Consider the following 17,188-nt stretch of genomic DNA (forward strand, 5'->3'; position numbering starts at 1 on the left):
GCCGGTCGGTCGCCCGATACCGCGAAACCGTGTGCTCTGTTAGCTTTTATGGCAGAGGGGTCGAGCCGGACAGTCGCAGCATCAGGTCCTTGACCTCGGTGGCGGCGAAGCCGTCGCGGGCCGCCGAGGCGTCCGAGCAGATCAGCAAGGGTCCGTCGGCCGGGTCGTCGGGCAGCCGTCCGTGCGTGCCGCGTACCGCCGCCGCTCCGGCGTCCAGGCCCACGACCTGCATCAGATACCGCATGCCGAGCTTCTTGCGCAGCAGTGCGGTCGCCGCGCGCCGCTTGGCCGCGCCCGGCCCGGCCGGGTCGAACAGCAGCTCGGCGGGGTCGTAGCCGGGCTTGCGGTGGATCTCCACGAGGCGGGCGAAGTCGGGCGCGCGGTCGTCGTCGAGCCAGTAGTAGTAGGTGAACCAGGCGTCGGGCTCGGCGACGAGGACGAGTTCGCCGGCGCGCGGATGGTCCAGGCCGTGCCCGCGCTTGCCGTCGGCGTCCAGAACCTGGCCCACCCCGGGCAGTCCCGCGCAGACCTTCTGGACCAGCGCGAGGTCGGCGGGGTCGCGGACGTACACGTGGGCGAGCTGGTGGTCGGCGACGGCGAAGGCGCGGGAGGTCCACGGGTCGAGGTACTCCATGCCCGCCTGGGTGTGCACGCGCAGCAGGCCCTCGGCGCGCAGGGCGCGGTTGACGTCGACGGGGCGCCGGGCGGGCGTGATGCCGTACTCGGACAGGGCCAGCACGGTGGCGCCCCGGGCGGCGGCCGCGTCCAGGAGCGGGCCGACGACGGTGTCCAGTTCGGCGGCGGCGGTCGCGGCGCGCGGATCGTCGGGGCCGTACCGCTGCAGGTCGTAGTCGAGGTGCGGCAGGTAGACCAGGGTCAGGTCGGGGGCGTGCGCGGACATGATCCGCCGGGCCGCCGCGCCGATCCAGCGGGACGAGGCGAGGCCCGCCCCCGGGCCCCAGAACTGGAACAGCGGGAACGTGCCCAGTTCGGCGGTGAGCTGGTCGCGCAGCGCGGGCGGGTCGGTGTAGCAGTCGGGCTCCTTGCGGCCGTCGGCGCGGTAGACCGGGCGCGGCGTGACGGTCCAGTCGACGTCGGCGCCCATGGCGTACCACCAGCACACGTTGGCGACGGTGTAGCCGGGGTGGGCGCGGCGGGCGGCCTGCCACACCTTCTCGCCGCCGACCAGCGCGTGGTGCTGCCGCCACAGCAGCACCTCGCCGAGGTCGCGGAAGTACCAGCCGTTGCCGACGACGCCGTGCGCCGACGGCGGCGCCCCGGTGAGCAGCGTCGCCTGCACCGAGCAGGTGACGGCCGGCAGCACCGGGTCCAGCCGGGCGGCGAACCCGGCCTGGGCCAGCGCGTTCAGCCGGGGCATGTGCGGCAGCAGGCGCGGCGTCAGGCCGACGGTGTTCAGCACGACGAGCGGCGTCACCTGGCCCATGGCGCGCCTCCGGCGACGAAGCGGGCCGGGGCGGGTTCGCCCGGGACCGTGTCGACCAGGCCGAGGCCGCGCAGCTCCTCGCGGGCGAAGGCCAGCTCGGCGGCGATGCCCGCGGCCAGCTGCTCCGGGGTGTCCGGGCGCTGGCCGGGCGGCAGCACGCTCCACGTGTACGTCTCGACGTCGACGTGGTCGCAGGCCATGGTCGGGCCGCCGTACAGCTCGCGCAGCGCGGTCCGCAGCACGGGCAGGGTCGAGGCGAGCGGCGGGGCGGGTTCGACGTGCAGCGGCACGTGGAAGTGCACCCGCCAGCCCTGCCCCGGCACCTGCGCGGCCCGGACGGACCGGTGCGACGGGCGGTGCGCCGCCACGTGCGCGGGCGCGTGCAGCAGGTCCAGGGCCTGGTCGAGGTCGTCGGCGGCCTCACCGGCGGCGCTGCGGGTCTGGTGCAGGAACTTCGGCTCGGCGTACCCCCGCAGCACCGACGCGGCCGCGACCGGGTCCTCGGCCGCCAGCGCCGCCGACACCTGCACCTTGACCACCGGCAGCCCGGCGCGGGCCAGCCGGGCCAGCGCCGCCGCGGGCTCCTCCCAGGCGCAGGCCAGGTGCGCCAGGTCCAGGCAGACGCCCAGCCAGTCGCCGTCCATGCCCGACCACAGCCGGGCCGCCTGGTGGGTGTTCTCGACGACGCAGCCCGGTTCGGGCTCGAACCCGACCTGCACGGTCCGGCCGGTACGCCCGGCGATCTCGGCCAGCCCGTCGGCCAGCTCGGCCAGCGCCCGGTCGACCGCCCCGGCCCGCTCCGGACCCCACGGCTGGCGCCAGGCCACCGGCAGCGTCGAGATCGAGCCGCGCGCCGCGTCGTCGGGCAGCAGGTCGGCCAGCACCCGGGCCAGGTCCAGGGTGTACGTCAGCCGCTCGCGGGTGGTCCAGTCCGGGTGGTAGACGTCGTGCTTCACCACGTCGGCGTGGAACGCCTGATACGGGAACCCGTTGAGCGTCACCACCTCCAGCCCCCGGGCGTCCAGTTCGGCCCGCAGCCTGCGCCGCAGCACCGGCTCGTGGGCCAGCGCGGCGGCCACCGGCGCGGCCAGCCACAGCCCCAGCCCCAGCACGTCCGCGTCGAGCTTCTTGCGCACCGCCAGCCCGTACGTGTCCAGCTGCGCCACGATCCCGTCGAGGTCCTCGGCCGGGTGCACGTTGGTGCAGTAGCTCAGGTGGACCGTCTGCCCGTCCCGATGGGCCAGCCGCATCAGGCACCCCCGCGCATGATCGAGTTCCCCGCGTACGTGGCCTGCTCCGCGACGCTGTCGAGGTCGAGCCGCTGCGACTGCCCGTAGAACTCCACCGGGTTGCGCCACAGCACCCGGTCCACCTCGTCGGAGTCGAACCCGGCCGCCAGCATCGCCTCACCGGTACGCAGCGTGAGCAGCGGATCCGACCTGCCCCAGTCGGCGGCCGAGTTGACCAGCATCCGCTCGGTGCCGTACTCGCGCAGGATCGCCACCATCCGCTCCGGCGACATCTTCGTGTCCGGGTAGATGGAGAAGCCCAGCCAGCAGCCGGTGTCGCGGACCAGCCCGACGGTGACCTCGTTCAGGTGGTCGATGACCACCGCGGCCGGGTCCAGGCCCGACTCGGCCACCACGGCCAGGCTGCGCCGGGTGCCGGTGACCTTGTCCCGGTGCGGGGTGTGCACCAGCGCGGGCAGGCCGTGCGCCAGCGCCAGCGCGAGCTGCGCGGCGAACACCTCGTCCTCGGCGGGGGTCATCGCGTCGTACCCGATCTCGCCGACCGCGACCACGCCGTCCTTGTCCAGGTAGCGCGGCACCAGGTCCAGCACCTCGCGGCAGCGCGGGTCGTTGGCCTCCTTCGGGTTCAGCGCGATCGTGGCGTAGTGCCGGATGCCGAACTGCCCGGCCCGGAACGGCTCCCAACCGATCAGGGCGTCGAAGTAGTCGGTGAACGAGCCCGCGCTGGTCCGCGGCTGGCCCAGCCAGAACGCGGGCTCCACCACCGCCCGCACCCCGGCGGCGGCCATCGCCGCGTAGTCGTCGGTGGTGCGCGAGGTCATGTGGATGTGCGGGTCGAAGATGCGCATCAGTTCCCCTTCTCCAGGCGTTCCAGCAGCCGGGCCGCGTCGTCGGGCAGGGTCCGCCCGGCCGCGTGCCGCTCGGCCGACAGGCCCGCCAGCATCGCGGCCAGCTCCCGGTCGGCGCGGCGGTCCAGCCCGTCCACGGCGGACAGGGCGATGCCCATGAACACGCACTTGAGCACCGCCTGCCGCCAGGCGGCGGCGTCCAGGTGCCGGGCGTACGGCCCCAGCGCCGCCGCCACCAGCCGGGTGTCGTTGGTACGGATCGCGTCGTGCAGCAGGTCCACCGCGTCGGGGCCGACCGGCAGCAGCGGCAGCGCCCGCAGCACCGCCCGGCGCTCGGCGGCGTCGCCGTGCCGGTACAGCTCCCGGGCCTGCCCGGCGACCTCGGCGGCGGGCAGCGCCGACAGCAGCAGCGCGCGGGCCGCCTCGTCGGCGCTCCAGCCGGGCACGGCGGCCAGCGGTTCCCGCCCGCACCGGCGCCCGGCCGCGGCGAAGAAGGCGCCGATGCGCGCGGGCTCGGCGGCCACCCCGGCCAGCGCCCCGCGCAGCCAGGCCGGACCCTCCGCCCGCAGCCCCGGCGCCGGGTGCAGCAGCGCGGCCCGCAGCTCGGCCAGCCCGGCCCGGCGCGGCTGCCGGTCGGGTCGGCGCTGGCCGGGCGGCCCGACCGGCTGCCCCACCGGCTGCCCTGCCGGCTGCCCGGAGGCGGCCCGCAGGAACGCCAGCGACCGGGCCGCCACCTCGGGCGCGGCGTGCGCGTGCCGGGGCAGCTCGACGGCGACCAGCCCCCGGTAGCCGCACTCGGCCAGGGCCCGCAGCACCGGCGGGAAGTCGATCTCGCCCGCGCCGAACTCGAGGTGCTCGTGCACCCCCCGCCGCATGTCCTCTACCTGCACGTTGACCAGGTACGGCGCCGCCTGCCGGACGCACTCGGCGACCTCGGCGGACTCGTTGGCCCGGCAGTGGCCGAGGTCCAGGGTCAGCCCGAAGCCGTCCGGGCTGCCCAGGCCGCGGTGCAGCGCGTGCCAGCCCGCGAGGTCGGCGACGAGCATGCCCGGCTCCGGCTCGAAGCCCAGCGGCACCCCGGCCGCCTGCGCGGCCTTGACGACCTGCTCGCAGCCGTCGAGCAGCCGGTCCCAGCCCTGCCGGCGGGACACGTGGCCGGGCAGCACGCCCGACCAGCACGACACCGCCTCGGCCCCCAGGTCGGCGGCGATCGCCACGGCCCGGCGCAGGAAGTCCAGCCGCACCTCGCGGTCGTCGTCCAGCAGCGTGGGCGAGTGCTTGCGGTACGGGTCGAGCAGGTAGCGGGCGCCGGTCTCGACCACCACCGACAGGCCCAGCGCGGACAGCCGCGCGGCGGTCCCGGCGACCCGCCGGGCCAGCGCGGGGGCGTACGGGTCGAGGTGGTGGTGGTCCAGGGTCAGCGCCACCCCCGTGTAGCCGAGCCCCGCGATGACGTCGAGAGCGTCGGTGAGGCGGTGGTTGGTGAAGCCGTTGGTGCCGTAGCCCCAGCGGATACTGCCGGAACGCGGGTTCATGTGGGCGAGATCCTCCGAGCCAGGCGCCGGGCCAGCGGCGCGGCGGCGGACAGCACGAGGGCGGTGACGCCCGCGCCGTGCCGGGCGGTGAGCGCGGCCTGCAGCGTCGGCAGCCCGGTGATCCCCGAGCCGACCGCGGCCCGCACCTGTGCCGCCGCCGGCTGCCGCGCCGCCCGCACCTGCGGACGGCCGTAGTGGTTGAGGTAAAGCCCGGCCAGGGCCACGGGCAGCACCGCCCGCCAGCCCCGCCGCCCCCGGTCCTGGCGGCACTGCGCGCCGGCTGCGGTGGCGGCGACGGCCAGCGTCCCGGCCAGCGTCGCCACCGGCAGCCGGCGGTCGGCGCCGTCCATCTCCCGCCGCGACAGCGCGGTCACCGTGTAGGTGTGCGCGGCGACCGTCGCCGCGGCGGGCAGGGCCCGGCGGACTGAGCCGCCGGTGGCGCCGAGGAGCACGTCCAGTCCCCGGCAGGCGGCCATCGCAGCCGGCCCGGCGGGTCCGTTCTTGGCGAGCAGGTCGTACGCCCAGACCGCCCCGGCCAGCGGCGCCGCCACGGCCAGCGCCCGCCTGCCGCCCGCCCACGCGGCCAGCGCGAGCCCGGCCCCGGTCAGCCCGGCGGCCAGCCCCAGGGCGGTGTTCGGGCTGACCCGGCCGCTCGGGATGGGCCGCTGCGGCCGCTCGACCGCGTCGACCTCCCGGTCGGCCCAGTCGTTGGCGGCCATCCCGGCCAGGTAGAAGCAGACCGACGCGGCGGCCAGCCCCGGCGTACGCCGCCCCAGCGTGCCCGCCGTGGCCGCCCCGACCAGCACGTCCCCCGGCACCGACAGCGCGGCCGGGGCCCGCACGAGTTCCGCGAGATCGCCCAGCCGGGGCAGGCCGCCGCGGCGCGGACGGCCGCCCGGATGCGGTGCGGCTCGCTGCGCCGGCGCGCCCGGCCGTGCCGCTTCGGCCGTCCGCGCCGCGATCGTCGCCACCCGGTTCGCGCCGCCGCGCCGGGACAGGTCGTCCGACCAGCTCACGCCAGCCCCGCGACGAAGGCGCGCAGAACCTCGAACTGGCCGCTCAGGTCGTGGCCGACCGTACCGATCGGGTCCTTGAAGAAGAACGCCAGCTCCGGCAGCGGCCCACTGCGGCCGGCCGCGTGCGCGGCGGCGGTGATCCGGGCCAGGTCCAGCACCAGCGGCGCGGCCAGCGCCGAGTCGCACCCGTGCCAGGTGAACTCCAGCCGCATCGGCGTGCCGAGGAACCCCCGGAAGGTGACCAGGTCCCAGGCGGCCTTGAAGTCGCCCAGGTCCGCGACGTACTCGATCCGGGTGTGGCCCTCCGGCTGGTAGCCCAGCGTCTCGGCGAGCACCCGCTGCTTGCTGGCCGCCTTGGCCGCGTTGGCATCCGGCCGGGCCAGGTTGGCGCCGTCCCCGCCCCCGAGCAGGTTGGTGCCCGACCACGACCGCACGGCCAGGTTGCGCTGCGCGAACATCGGCGCGAGCACCGACTTGACCAGCGTCTCCCCCGTCTTGCCGTCGTGCCCGCCGTACGGGACGCCCGCCCGCAGCGCCAGCTCGTGCAGCGCGGGCAGCCGCGCCCCGGTCGACGGCGTGAAGTCGACGTACGGACACCCCGCCGCGAAGGCCGCGTACGCGTACAGCGAGCTCGGCGGCAGCACCTCGCCCTCGCCGTCCAGCGCCGCGGCCAGCGCGTCGGCGTCGGTGTGGGCCGGGTGCGGCACGGCGGCGGCCTCGGTCGAGGACAGGTTCACCACGATCACGCGGGCCAGGCCGTGCCGGTCACGGAAGTCGGCGAGGTCGGCGGCGGTCTGGGCGGCGGTGGCGGCCTGGGTGTGCCCGCGCGGCGCCGGGCGCAGCTCCGACTCGACCGCGGCCAGGTCGGGCTGCAGGGCCGCGACCAGGCGGGCGGGCAGCACCCCCGCCTCGGCCAGCTCGTCGGCCCGCTTGAGCAGCGGCGTCGACACCTGGTCGTGGCCGCCGAAGACGAGGTCGGCCAGGGCCGGCAGCGCGGAGCTGCGCAGTTGCGGGAGTTCGGTGACGCATCCGGTCGGCTCGGCCAGCCCGGCACGCAGCCCGGCGGCCCCGACGATGGTGGTGACGGCGACAGACCCCCGCCCACCGACCAGCCAGACACCTGTTCGCATTGTGGTCTCCCGGGGAGATTGAGGAGAAACCAAGCCAGATTACTTGATTTCGCCACAATACCCGGAAGAACACCCTATGTCCGTTTGCTGGCCATCCCCCCAGCTCACCACCGCGTGTTCCCGGGAGCGAAGATCGCCGACGAGAGCGTTAAGAAGGGCCCCTTCCGCTACGGATAGCGATAAGAAGGGGCCCTTCCTTCGCCTGAGTCAGCAGGTGGAGCAGGCGCTGTCGGTGGGGGTGGGCTGGGTGGGGGGCTTGCCGATGGTGGGGAGGCCGAGCATGACGCCGGGGGTGCGGACGGCGCGGCCCGCCTCGTACGCGTCGCCGGCGCGGGTGCGGCGGTGCGACAGCAGCGGACCGTCGGCGTTGAGGTGGTGCGGGGCGGCGTAGCTGACCTCGGTGTGCACCACGTCGCCGGGGCGCACGGCGGCCGCCTGCTCGGGCGTGACCGCGAAGTGGACCAGGCGGCCGTCGCGCGCGCGTCCGGACATACGCCCGGTGGCCTCGTCCTTGCGGCCCTCGCCGACCGCGACCAGGACCTCCAGCTCGCGCCCGACCTGCTTTCTGTTCTCCGCCCAGGTGATGTCCTCCAGCGTGGCCACCAGGCGCTCGTAGCGCTCCTGGACCACCTGCTTGGGCACCTGCCCGTCCATGGTCGCCGCGGGCGTGCCGGGCCGCTTGGAGTACTGGAACGTGAACGCCGAGGAGAAGCGCGACTCGCGCACCACGCGCAGCGTCTCCTCGAAGTCGGCGTCGGTCTCGCCGGGGAAGCCGACGATGATGTCGGTGGTGATCGCCGCGTCCGGCATGGCCGCGCGCACGTTCTCGATGATCGACAGGTACCGGTCGGACCGGTACGACCGCTTCATCGCCCGCAGCACGGCGTCGGAGCCGGACTGCAGCGGCATGTGCAGCTGGTGGCACACGTTGGCGGTCTCGGCCATCGCCTCGATCACGTCGTCGGTGAAGGCGGCCGGGTGCGGGCTGGTGAACCGCACCCGCTCCAGCCCGCGCTCCTGCAGCTGCCCGCAGGCGCGCAGCAGCTTGCCGAAGGCGAGCCGGTCGCCGAACTCCACGCCGTACGTGTTGACGTTCTGGCCGAGCAGGGTCACTTCGAGCACGCCCGCGGCGACCAGCGCCTCGACCTCGGCCAGGATCTCGCCGGGGCGGCGGTCCTTCTCCTTGCCGCGCAGGCTGGGCACGATGCAGAAGGTGCAGGTGTTGTTGCACCCCACGGAGATGGACACCCAGCCGGAGTAGGTCGACTCGCGCCGGGTGGGCAGGGTCGAGGGGAAGACCTCCAGCGACTCCAGCAGCTCGACCTGGGCGGACTCGTTGTGCCGTGCGCGCTCCAGCAGCACCGGCAGCGAGCCGATGTTGTGGGTGCCGAACACCACGTCGACCCAGGGCGCCTTCTTGACGATGTCGCCCTGGTCCTTCTGCGCCAGGCAGCCGCCGACCGCGATCTGCATGCCCGGGTTCTTGTCCTTCACCGGGCGCAGGTGGCCGAGGTTGCCGTAGAGGCGGTTGTCGGCGTTCTCGCGGACGGCGCAGGTGTTGAAGACGACCACGTCGGGCACCCGGCCGGGCTCGGCGGCCGGGTCGAGCCGCACGTAGCCGGCGCCGTCGAGCAGCCCCGAGATGCGCTCGGAGTCGTGCACGTTCATCTGGCAGCCGTACGTGCGGACCTCGTAGGTGCGCACCGGCATGGCCTCGCCGTCTGCGGCGGTCTGGGTGTCAGGCAGGGTAGTCATCTCAACCGAAAAGGGTATCCGGTCGGGCGTGGATCGGCCGAACCGAGGGAAGTTACCCGGATGTGACCCGCCGGGGGCGCCACTTTCACTTCCGTCCCTCTAGTCTCACTAGTCAGACGATGTACCGACACCGAAAGGACGGTGGCATGTCCGACGAACCGCTGATCGTGCTGGACTCCGTGAACAAGTGGTTCGGAGAGCTGCACGTGCTGCGCGACGTGAACCTCACGGTCGAGCGGGGCGAGGTCGTCGTGGTGGTCGGCCCGTCGGGTTCGGGCAAGTCCACCCTGTGCCGCACCATCAACCGGCTGGAGACCATCAACTCCGGCACCATCCGCTTCGACGGCCGCGACCTGCCGGCCGAGGGCCGCGCGCTGGCGCGCCTGCGCAGCGAGGTCGGCATGGTCTTCCAGTCGTTCAACCTGTTCGCGCACATGAGCGTGCTCGACAACGTGATGCTCGGCCCGGTGAAGGTGCGCAGCGAGTCGCGCACCGCCGCCCGCGACCGCGCGCTGCAGCTGCTCGACCGGGTCGGCATCGCCGACCAGGCGGGCAAGCTGCCGGTGCAGCTGTCCGGCGGCCAGCAGCAGCGTGCCGCGATCGCCCGCGCCCTGGCCATGCAGCCTAAGGCGATGCTGTTCGACGAGCCCACCAGCGCGCTGGACCCGGAGATGGTCGGCGAGGTCCTCGACGTGATGACCTCCTTGGCCCGCGACGGCATGACCATGATCGTGGTCACGCACGAGATGGGCTTCGCCCGCCACGCCGCCCACCGGGTCGCGTTCATGGCCGACGGCCAGTTGGTCGAGCAGGCCGCGCCCGCGGAGTTCTTCGCCAACCCGCGCAGTGACCGGGCCCGCGAGTTCCTGTCGAAGGTCCTCCAACACTGAGGGCGCCGATCGACGACCTGGATGAGACTCCGTCGCCGGACCGGCGGCGGCAGGAAACGCCCCGGCGTCGCTCACCGTGACGAGGGCGTTGAACGAGGAGGGACGAATCAATGCGTTTCACGCGTATGGCGGCGGTCGCCGCGGTCGCGCTGCTCGCACTCGGCACGGCTGCCTGCGGCAGCGACGAGCCCGCGACACCGGCCGGTGGCACGCCGCTGACGGCCAAGGCCGCCGCGGGTGACCTCAAGTTCGGCGTCAAGGCCGACCAGCCGGGCCTCGGCCTGCAGACGGGCAGCAACTACGAGGGCTTCGACATCGAGATCGCGAAGATCATCGCGAAGGGCCTCGGCGGCGACCCGGCCAAGAACAAGTACGTGACCACGGTCTCCGCCAACCGTGAGCCGTTCCTGCAGCAGGGCACGGTCGACGTGGTCGTCGCGACGTACACCATCAACGACGACCGCAAGAAGAAGGTCAACTTCGCCGGGCCGTACTACACCGCCGGGCAGGACCTGCTCGTGAAGGCCGACTCGACGATCACCGGACCGGAGCAGATCGACGGCAAGAAGGTCTGCTCGGTGACCGGCTCGACCCCGGCCAAGCGCATCGCGGAGAAGTACCCGAAGGCGCAGCTGCAGCTGTTCGACAACTACTCCAAGTGCGTGACGGCGCTGAACGACGGGACCGTCGACGCGGTGACCACCGACGACATCATCCTCGCCGGCTACGCCGCGCAGCCCGACTTCGCAGGCAAGCTGAAGCTGGTCGGCAAGCCGTTCTCGTCCGAGCCGTACGGCATCGGCGTGAAGCTGGAGGACAAGGCGGGCTGCAACAAGATCAACGAGATCCTGAAGGCCGCCGTGGCCGACGGCTCGTACGCGGCGGCGTGGAACGCCACGCTCGGCAAGAGCGGCACGCCGGCCCCGACGCTGGACACGACCAAGCTCACCAACTGCCCCGCGTGACCGCAGCCGGTGGGGCGGGAGGTCCGGCTGCCCGCCCCACCGGACCCGCGACCACGGGCCACCCAGAGGAAACACGATGGACGTCTTCTCCGATCCGGTGAACCGGCAGGCCTTCCTGGACGGCTTCGCGATGATCCTGAAGCTGACCGCCGCGTCGGCACTGCTGTCACTGGCGCTCGGGCTGCTGCTGGCCGCCTGCCGGGTGTCCCCGGTGCCGGTGCTGCGCGCGGTCGGCGCGGGCTGGGTGCACCTGTTCCGCAACACCCCGCTGACGCTGATCATCACGTTCTGCTTCTTCGGGCTGTACAGCGCCATGGGCGTGAAGTTCTCCGACGACATCGCCGTCAACAACTACTGGCTGGCGGTGGTGGGGCTCTCGGCGTACACGGCGGCGTTCGTGTGCGAGGCGATCCGCTCGGGCATCAACACCGTGCCGATCGGGCAGGCCGAGGCGGCCCGCGCGCTCGGACTCACCTTCTCGCAGAACCTGCGCCTGATCATCCTGCCGCAGGCGATGCGCTCGGTGGTGGCGCCGCTGGGCAGCATCCTCATCGCGCTGACCAAGAACGCGACCATCGCCGGGGTGATCGGCGTCATGGAAGCGTCGTCGCAGATGAAGCAGCTGATCAACGACAACGGCGACGCCGCCGTGGAGATCTTCGCGGTCTTCGCACTCGCCTTCGTGGTCCTGCTCGTCCCCGTCGGGTACGGCTTCAGCGCCCTGGCCAACCGCCTGGTGGTGCGCCGATGACCCGCCGCCCCGACACTCTGGAGATGCGATGAGCGCGAGCGTCCTCTACGACCACCCCGGCCCCCGCGCGCGCCTGCGCAACCGGGCGCTCAGCGTCGTCGTCGTCGCCCTGCTGCTCGCCGGCGCCTACTGGGTCTACCGGGCCTTCGACGCCAAGGGCCAGTGGGACTGGAAGAAGTGGCAGCCCTTCTTCCAGGAGATGCCCAACCCCGGCGGCGCCCCGGTCAACGTGTGGACCGACTACATCGTGCCCGGTCTGGTCGGCACGCTGACCGCCGCCGCCACCGCGATGGTGCTGGCGCTGGCGTTCGGCCTGCTCTTCAGCGTGGCGCGGCTGTCCGAGCACGCCTGGATCCGGGTGCCGTCGGGCATGGTGGTCGAGTTCTTCCGGGCCGTGCCGCTGCTGCTGATGATCTTCTTCCTGGTGTACGGCGGCTACTACGTCTTCGGCACCGCCGTGCCCGCCTTCTGGGCGGTCGTCATCGGGCTGACGCTCTACAACGGCTCGGTGCTGGCCGAGGCGTTCCGCGCGGGCATCCGCGCAGTGCCGGGCGGGCAGGCCGAGGCGGCGTACAGCCTGGGGCTGGTCAAGAGCCAGGTCATGCGGCTGATCCTGATCCCGCAGGCCGCCCGCAGCATGCTGCCGGTGATCGTGAGCCAGCTGGTGGTGGTGCTCAAGGACACCGCGCTGGGCTACATCGTGGCGTACTCGGAGCTGATGCTCGAAGGCAGCAAGATCTACGCCAACTACAACAACGTGGTCCCGGTGTTCCTGGTCCTCGCCGCGATCTACATCGTGATCAACGCGACGCTGACCCTGATCGCACACCTGCTGGAGCGGCGCGCCAACCGCCGCGGCGTGGCCACCCCGGCCGCCCGCCTCGGCGCGGCGAACGCGGCCGCCTCGGGCGTCGGCGGCGGTGGCGGCGCCTGACCTGCGAAAGGCGCCGCCCCGCAGTTCGGGGCGGCGCCTTTCGACTCCGTCAGCGGGCGATCTCGGTGGTCCGCGACTCGCGCACGACCGTGATCCGGATCTGACCCGGGTAGGTCAGCTCCTCCTCGATCTGCTTGGCCACGTCCCGGGCCAGCACCGCGGCACCGATCTCGTCGACCTCCTCCGGGCGCACCATCACCCGGATCTCCCGACCGGCCTGCATCGCGAACACCTTGTCGACGCCCGACTTGGCCCCGGCGATCTCCTCGATCCGCTCCAGCCGCTTCACGTACGCCTCCAGCGACTCCCGGCGCGCGCCGGGACGGCCGCCCGAGCAGGCGTCCGAAGCCTGGGTCAGCACCGCCTCGATCGTCTGCGGCGGCACCTCGTTGTGGTGCGCCTCGATCGCATGCACGACCTCCTCGCTCTCCCCGAACCGGCGGGCCACGTCCGCGCCGATGAGCGCGTGCGAACCCTCCACCTCGTGGGTGAGCGCCTTGCCGATGTCGTGCAGGAACGCCGACCGCTTGATCAGCTCCGGGTCCAGCTTCAGCTCGGCGGCCATGATCCCGGCGATGTGCGCCGTCTCCACCAGATGCTTCAGCACGTTCTGCCCGTACGACGTCCGGTAGCGCAGCCGCCCCAGCAGCGTGACCAGCTCCGGATGGATGTCGGTGATCCCGACCTCGACCAGCGCGTCCTCCGCCGCGCGCTGGCACATCCGCTCCACCTCGAACCGGGCCACGTCGTAGACCTCTTCGATGCGGTGCGGGTGGATGCGCCCGTCGAGCACCAGCTTCTCCAGCGTGAGCCGCCCCACCTCCCGGCGCACCGGGTCGAAGCAGGACAGCAGCACCGCCTCCGGGGTGTCGTCGATGATCAGGTTCACGCCGGTGACGGTCTCGAAGGCGCGGATGTTGCGGCCCTCGCGGCCGATGATGCGGCCCTTCATCTCGTCGCTGGGCAGGTGCAGCACGCTGACCACGCTCTCGGCGGTCTGCTCGCTGGCCACCCGCTGGATCGCGTCGACCACGATGTGCCGGGCCCGCTGCTCACCGGTGGCGCGGGCGTCGGCCTCGATGTCGCGCACCAGCAGCGCGGCCTCGCGCTTGGCCTGGTTCTCGATCGTCTCCACCAGCTCGGACTTGGCCGCGTCGGCGGTCAGCCCGGCGACCCGCTCCAGCTCCCGGCGGCGCACCTCCTGCGCCTGGGCCAGCTCCTGCTCCTTGGCCTGCAGGGCCAGGTCCCACTTGGCCAGCTCGGTCTCGGCGGCGGCGATCCGGCGGTCCCGCTCGGCCAGCCGCTCCGCCTCCTCGACGTTCTGCCGCTCCCGCTCGGCCAGTCGCTCCGCCTCCGCGGCGTGCAGCCGCTCGCGCTCGTCCAGCCGCTGCAACCGGCGCTCGGCCTCGGCGGCCTGCTCCTTCGCGGTCGAGGTCAGCATCGCGATCTCCCGCTCGCCGGTCCGGCGGGCGGTGCTGCGCACCTGCTCGGCGTCCTCCTCGGCCTGGCGGTGCGCGCGCTGGAGCACGGTGTCGGCCTCGGCGTGCGCCGCGTCCAGCACCCGCTGCGCCTCGGCCCGGGACGTGGCCACCTCGGCCTTGGCCGCGGCGTTCTCGGCGCGTACGGCGGTGGCCTCCGCGCGGGCAGACGCCACCGAACGGCGCTCGCTCTCCAGCGCGGCCTGCGCGTCGGAGACGGAGTTCTGCAGCTCGACCAGGGTCTGGCGCTGCCGCTCGCGCTCGGCGACCGCCTCCGGGTCGTCCACGACCACACTCAGCGGCAGCCCGGTCGGCGCGGTGGGCGCGGCCAGCCGGCGCATCAGCCGCGAGCCCAGCACCAGCACCAGGGCGACGAGCAGCGTGAGCACGACGATCGCCGCGAGCAGCGCTGTCTCCACAACGCTCATGGCGCGTTCCCGTCGTGCTCGGTCATGGCCCGCCTCCTGACGCTCGGTCCCGGCCGGCACGGTGGTGCCGGTGCGGAGGCACCCGACCAGGGTGGGGGGTGACGGCACCGCACGGTCATCGCTGCACACAGCGCGTTGTGACGAGACTACATTCCGCTTCGGTCAGCGGGTAGCCTCGTCCCGTCGCGCTGCCCAACCGGCGCCAAGGCGCGTCGGAGCTGCGACTTCGTGTGGTCGGCCGCGCTGGGGTGTCGGCGGCCGAGTGTGTTCACCAGGCAAAACTGTTGTCGTACTGTTACGCGTTCTATGTTGTGTGGTTTAACACGAGCTGGTCGGTGATACCTCTTCATGCGAGGCTAGGTTGCCGGAGGCGGTCCGGTCAAGAACTCATGATCGGACACCAACTCGCACGCATCGCCCATTGTGTCCGGATGCCAAGCGATGCGACCTGTCCGTAACGGTTCTGAATCCCGGCGTGTCGCGCGTGTCCGCGCTTCCACCCCGCCACCTGGCCCGCCCCGCCCGAACCCCGCACCCCAGGAACGCCCCACTCCCCAGAAAACGTTGTCATCCCACCCAGCCCCGGACCGCCGGCCACCGCGGCCGCCAGCCGGCGCGGCCCGCCGACCACCGCGGCCGCCAGCCGGCGCGGCCCGCCGGCCACCGCGGCCGCCAGCCGGCGCGGCCCGCCGACCGGTGCGGACCGCCGACGGCCACCCGCTTCTTCGCCATGATCAACCTTACGGGTCGGAAAGTGGCCCTGAACCAGACCCCCTGCCCCAAAACGCCGATCATCGTGAACTTCGCCACCCACGCGGCCCGCTTGCCCACTCCCCACCCTCCGGAGCAGCGTGCAGTTTCGGGGAAACTGCAGGAATCGCGAGCCGAATTCGTGCACCTTCCCTGAAACTGCACGAAGAAGGCCGCCCTCGTCCCTGCAGGTGACGAGAACGGCCGGGTGCGATCAGCCCCCCGAGATGTCAGGGTGTGATCAGTCGTCGAAGGTGTCGGGGTCGATCAGTTCGGCGAGTTCGGCGTCGGCGGCGCTGCGGGCCGCGAGTGCCTCCTTGACCGCGCGAACCGCCACCCCGCCCGGGTACCCCTTGCGCGCAAGCATGCCCACCACCCGCCGGAACACCGCGTCGGGCTCGCCGCGCACCGTCCGCAGCTTGCGCTCGGCCAGCTCGTACGCGGTGCGCTCCTGGGTCTCGTCGTCGAGCTCCGACAGGGCCTCGGTGACGGTCTCCTGATCCACGCCGCGGCGCCGCAGCTCCTGCCCCAGCGCCCGAGCGGCCAGACCGCGCCCATGGTGCCGACTGTTCACCCAGGCTCGGGCGAACGCCGCGTCGTCGATCATCCCGACTTCGTCGTAGCGGTCGAGCACCGCCGCCGCGACCTCGTCCTCCACCCCACGGGTACGCAGCGCCGCGGCCAGCTCCGACCGGGTACGCGGGCGTACGGCGAGCTGGCGCAGGCAGATCTCCCGCGCCAGCTCGTACGGATCACGGGGAGCCGGTTGCGGTCGGGTCGCCGCCGTCGGGTCGTCCGACGGCTCCCGCTCCCGCTCCGCAGGCTCCCCGGTGCGCGGCGCCCGGGGCGGGGCGGGTGGCTTGGCGTCCCAGCCCCTTCCGGTACGCGCGCGCCGACGTCCTGCCATCGTGGCGTCTCAGCCGGTCAGGCGGCTCAGAAGTCCACCGGCGGCAGCGCCGGGCCGCCCGCGGCGTCCGAGGCGCTGGACACACCGACGCCGAGCTTCTCGAGGATCTTCTTCTCGATCTCGGCGGCGACGTCCGGGTTCTCCTTGAGGAACTCGCGGGCCTTCTCCTTGCCCTGGCCGAGCTGGTCACCCTCGTACGTGTACCAGGCACCCGCCTTGCGGATGATGTTCTGCTCCACGCCGACGTCGATCAGCGAGCCCTCGCGCGAGATGCCCTTGCCGTACATGATGTCGAACTCGGCCTGCTTGAACGGCGAGGCGACCTTGTTCTTGACGACCTTGACGCGGGTGCGGTTACCCACGACCTCGGTGCCGTCCTTCAGGCTCTCGATGCGGCGGATGTCCAGGCGCACCGAGGCGTAGAACTTCAGCGCCTTACCACCGGTGGTGGTCTCCGGGCTGCCGAACATGACGCCGATCTTCTCGCGCAGCTGGTTGATGAAGATCGCGGTGGTGTTGGAGTTGCTCAGACCGCTGGTCATCTTGCGCAGCGCCTGGCTCATGAGGCGGGCCTGCAGACCGACGTGGCTGTCGCCCATCTCACCCTCGATCTCGGCGCGCGGCACCAGGGCGGCCACCGAGTCGATCACGATCAGGTCCAGCGCGCCCGAGCGCACCAGCATGTCGGCGATCTCCAGCGCCTGCTCACCGGTGTCGGGCTGGGAGACCAGCAGGGCGTCGGTGTCGACACCGAGGGCCTTGGCGTACTCCGGGTCGAGGGCGTGCTCGGCGTCGATGATCGCGGCGATGCCGCCGGAGCGCTGCACGTTGGCGATCGCGTGCAGGGCCAGCGAGGTCTTACCGCTGGACTCCGGGCCGTAGATCTCGACGATGCGGCCGCGCGGGAGGCCGCCGATGCCCAGCGCCACGTCGAGCGCGATGGAGCCGGTCGGGATGATCATCATCTGCACCTGGGGACGCTCGCCCAGGCGCATCACGGAGCCCTTGCCGAACTGCTTGTCGATCTGTGCCAGCGCCAGATCCAGCGCCTTTGTCTTGTCGGGATTCGTCGTCGCCATCTTCGTCGCCACCTCTGTCAGTGCACTG

At 72.9% G+C, this 17,188-nt stretch carries 14 protein-coding genes; 4 read left to right on the forward strand and 10 right to left on the reverse strand.

Annotated elements, in window-relative coordinates; genetic code table 11:
* Positions 1–46: 46 nt before the first annotated feature.
* From QEZ54_RS00145 to miaB, 7 genes are all read right to left on the reverse strand, one after another.
* A complete protein-coding gene (locus QEZ54_RS00145) occupies positions 47–1,444 on the reverse strand; it encodes a nucleotide pyrophosphatase/phosphodiesterase family protein (RefSeq protein ID WP_281302364.1) in 1,398 nt (465 codons plus the stop codon).
* Positions 1,432–2,694, reverse strand: coding sequence for a metabolite traffic protein EboE (gene eboE / locus QEZ54_RS00150; protein ID WP_281302365.1), 1,263 nt, complete (start codon positions 2,692–2,694; stop codon positions 1,432–1,434). The genes QEZ54_RS00145 and eboE overlap by 13 nt, the downstream gene beginning before the upstream one ends.
* Entirely contained in the window at positions 2,694–3,542 is an 849-nt protein-coding gene (locus tag QEZ54_RS00155; protein ID WP_281302366.1) for a TatD family hydrolase, read from the reverse strand. The genes eboE and QEZ54_RS00155 overlap by 1 nt, the downstream gene beginning before the upstream one ends.
* Entirely contained in the window at positions 3,542–5,077 is a 1,536-nt protein-coding gene (locus QEZ54_RS36345) for an EboA domain-containing protein (protein WP_348650493.1), read from the reverse strand. The genes QEZ54_RS00155 and QEZ54_RS36345 overlap by 1 nt, the downstream gene beginning before the upstream one ends.
* The gene (locus QEZ54_RS00170) at positions 5,074–6,093 is read right to left on the reverse strand and encodes an SCO3242 family prenyltransferase (RefSeq protein ID WP_348650494.1); all 1,020 of its coding nucleotides are present in this window, start codon (positions 6,091–6,093) and stop codon (positions 5,074–5,076) included. The genes QEZ54_RS36345 and QEZ54_RS00170 overlap by 4 nt, the downstream gene beginning before the upstream one ends.
* Complete coding sequence (locus QEZ54_RS00175; protein WP_281302367.1) at positions 6,090–7,223, reverse strand: inositol-3-phosphate synthase; 1,134 nt, start codon at positions 7,221–7,223, stop codon at positions 6,090–6,092. Before QEZ54_RS00175 ends, QEZ54_RS00170 begins: the two co-directional genes overlap by 4 nt.
* Positions 7,224–7,430: 207 nt before the next feature.
* Positions 7,431–8,933 (reverse strand): tRNA (N6-isopentenyl adenosine(37)-C2)-methylthiotransferase MiaB, encoded by a 1,503-nt coding sequence (gene miaB, locus QEZ54_RS00180; protein ID WP_281302996.1) that lies wholly within the window; start codon positions 8,931–8,933, stop codon positions 7,431–7,433.
* Positions 8,934–9,124: 191 nt separating this feature from the next.
* Between miaB and QEZ54_RS00185 the strand changes: the two genes are divergently transcribed.
* The 4 genes from QEZ54_RS00185 to QEZ54_RS00200 all read left to right on the forward strand — a co-directional run bounded on the left by QEZ54_RS00185 (position 9,125) and on the right by QEZ54_RS00200 (position 12,518).
* Positions 9,125–9,868 carry an amino acid ABC transporter ATP-binding protein gene (locus QEZ54_RS00185; RefSeq protein WP_281302368.1) on the forward strand — a complete coding sequence of 248 codons (744 nt, stop codon included), beginning with the start codon at positions 9,125–9,127 and terminating at the stop codon, positions 9,866–9,868.
* A gap of 110 nt (positions 9,869–9,978) precedes the next feature.
* Positions 9,979–10,833, forward strand: a complete 855-nt coding sequence (locus QEZ54_RS00190; RefSeq protein ID WP_281302369.1) for a glutamate ABC transporter substrate-binding protein — start codon at positions 9,979–9,981, stop codon at positions 10,831–10,833.
* A gap of 76 nt (positions 10,834–10,909) precedes the next feature.
* A complete protein-coding gene (locus tag QEZ54_RS00195; RefSeq protein WP_281302370.1) occupies positions 10,910–11,584 on the forward strand; it encodes an amino acid ABC transporter permease in 675 nt (224 codons plus the stop codon).
* 28 nt (positions 11,585–11,612) lie between these two features.
* The gene (locus tag QEZ54_RS00200) at positions 11,613–12,518 is read left to right on the forward strand and encodes an amino acid ABC transporter permease (RefSeq protein ID WP_281302371.1); all 906 of its coding nucleotides are present in this window, start codon (positions 11,613–11,615) and stop codon (positions 12,516–12,518) included.
* A 49-nt stretch (positions 12,519–12,567) separates the two neighbouring features.
* Here QEZ54_RS00200 and rny read toward each other — a convergent pair whose 3' ends face one another.
* The 3 genes from rny to recA all read right to left on the reverse strand — a co-directional run bounded on the left by rny (position 12,568) and on the right by recA (position 17,160).
* Positions 12,568–14,424: a ribonuclease Y gene (gene rny / locus QEZ54_RS00205; RefSeq protein ID WP_281302372.1), complete on the reverse strand. Its 1,857-nt coding sequence runs from the start codon at positions 14,422–14,424 to the stop codon at positions 12,568–12,570.
* Positions 14,425–15,415: 991 nt separating this feature from the next.
* Positions 15,416–16,081, reverse strand: coding sequence for a regulatory protein RecX (locus QEZ54_RS00210; protein WP_281302373.1), 666 nt, complete (start codon positions 16,079–16,081; stop codon positions 15,416–15,418).
* A 26-nt stretch (positions 16,082–16,107) separates the two neighbouring features.
* Positions 16,108–17,160: a recombinase RecA gene (recA, locus tag QEZ54_RS00215; RefSeq protein WP_281302374.1), complete on the reverse strand. Its 1,053-nt coding sequence runs from the start codon at positions 17,158–17,160 to the stop codon at positions 16,108–16,110.
* Positions 17,161–17,188: the final 28 nt, after the last annotated feature.

The organism is Catellatospora sp. KI3, assembly GCF_029948125.1.
GTDB lineage: Bacteria > Actinomycetota > Actinomycetes > Mycobacteriales > Micromonosporaceae > Catellatospora.

Excerpts from the sequence above, each read along its gene's own strand:
- miaB (WP_281302996.1), bottom strand. The coding sequence starts at position 8,933 with ATGCCGGTGCGCACCTACGAGGTCCGCACGTACGGCTGCCAGATGAAC.
- QEZ54_RS00210 (WP_281302373.1), bottom strand. The coding sequence starts at position 16,081 with ATGGCAGGACGTCGGCGCGCGCGTACCGGAAGGGGCTGGGACGCCAAG.
- QEZ54_RS36345 (WP_348650493.1), bottom strand. The coding sequence starts at position 5,077 with ATGAACCCGCGTTCCGGCAGTATCCGCTGGGGCTACGGCACCAACGGC.
- rny (WP_281302372.1), bottom strand. The coding sequence starts at position 14,424 with ATGAGCGTTGTGGAGACAGCGCTGCTCGCGGCGATCGTCGTGCTCACG.
- QEZ54_RS00155 (WP_281302366.1), bottom strand. The coding sequence starts at position 3,542 with ATGCGCATCTTCGACCCGCACATCCACATGACCTCGCGCACCACCGAC.
- QEZ54_RS00145 (WP_281302364.1), bottom strand. The coding sequence starts at position 1,444 with ATGGGCCAGGTGACGCCGCTCGTCGTGCTGAACACCGTCGGCCTGACG.
- QEZ54_RS00190 (WP_281302369.1), top strand. The coding sequence starts at position 9,979 with ATGCGTTTCACGCGTATGGCGGCGGTCGCCGCGGTCGCGCTGCTCGCA.
- QEZ54_RS00185 (WP_281302368.1), top strand. The coding sequence starts at position 9,125 with ATGTCCGACGAACCGCTGATCGTGCTGGACTCCGTGAACAAGTGGTTC.
- QEZ54_RS00175 (WP_281302367.1), bottom strand. The coding sequence starts at position 7,223 with ATGCGAACAGGTGTCTGGCTGGTCGGTGGGCGGGGGTCTGTCGCCGTC.
- QEZ54_RS00195 (WP_281302370.1), top strand. The coding sequence starts at position 10,910 with ATGGACGTCTTCTCCGATCCGGTGAACCGGCAGGCCTTCCTGGACGGC.
- eboE (WP_281302365.1), bottom strand. The coding sequence starts at position 2,694 with ATGCGGCTGGCCCATCGGGACGGGCAGACGGTCCACCTGAGCTACTGC.
- QEZ54_RS00200 (WP_281302371.1), top strand. The coding sequence starts at position 11,613 with ATGAGCGCGAGCGTCCTCTACGACCACCCCGGCCCCCGCGCGCGCCTG.
- recA (WP_281302374.1), bottom strand. The coding sequence starts at position 17,160 with ATGGCGACGACGAATCCCGACAAGACAAAGGCGCTGGATCTGGCGCTG.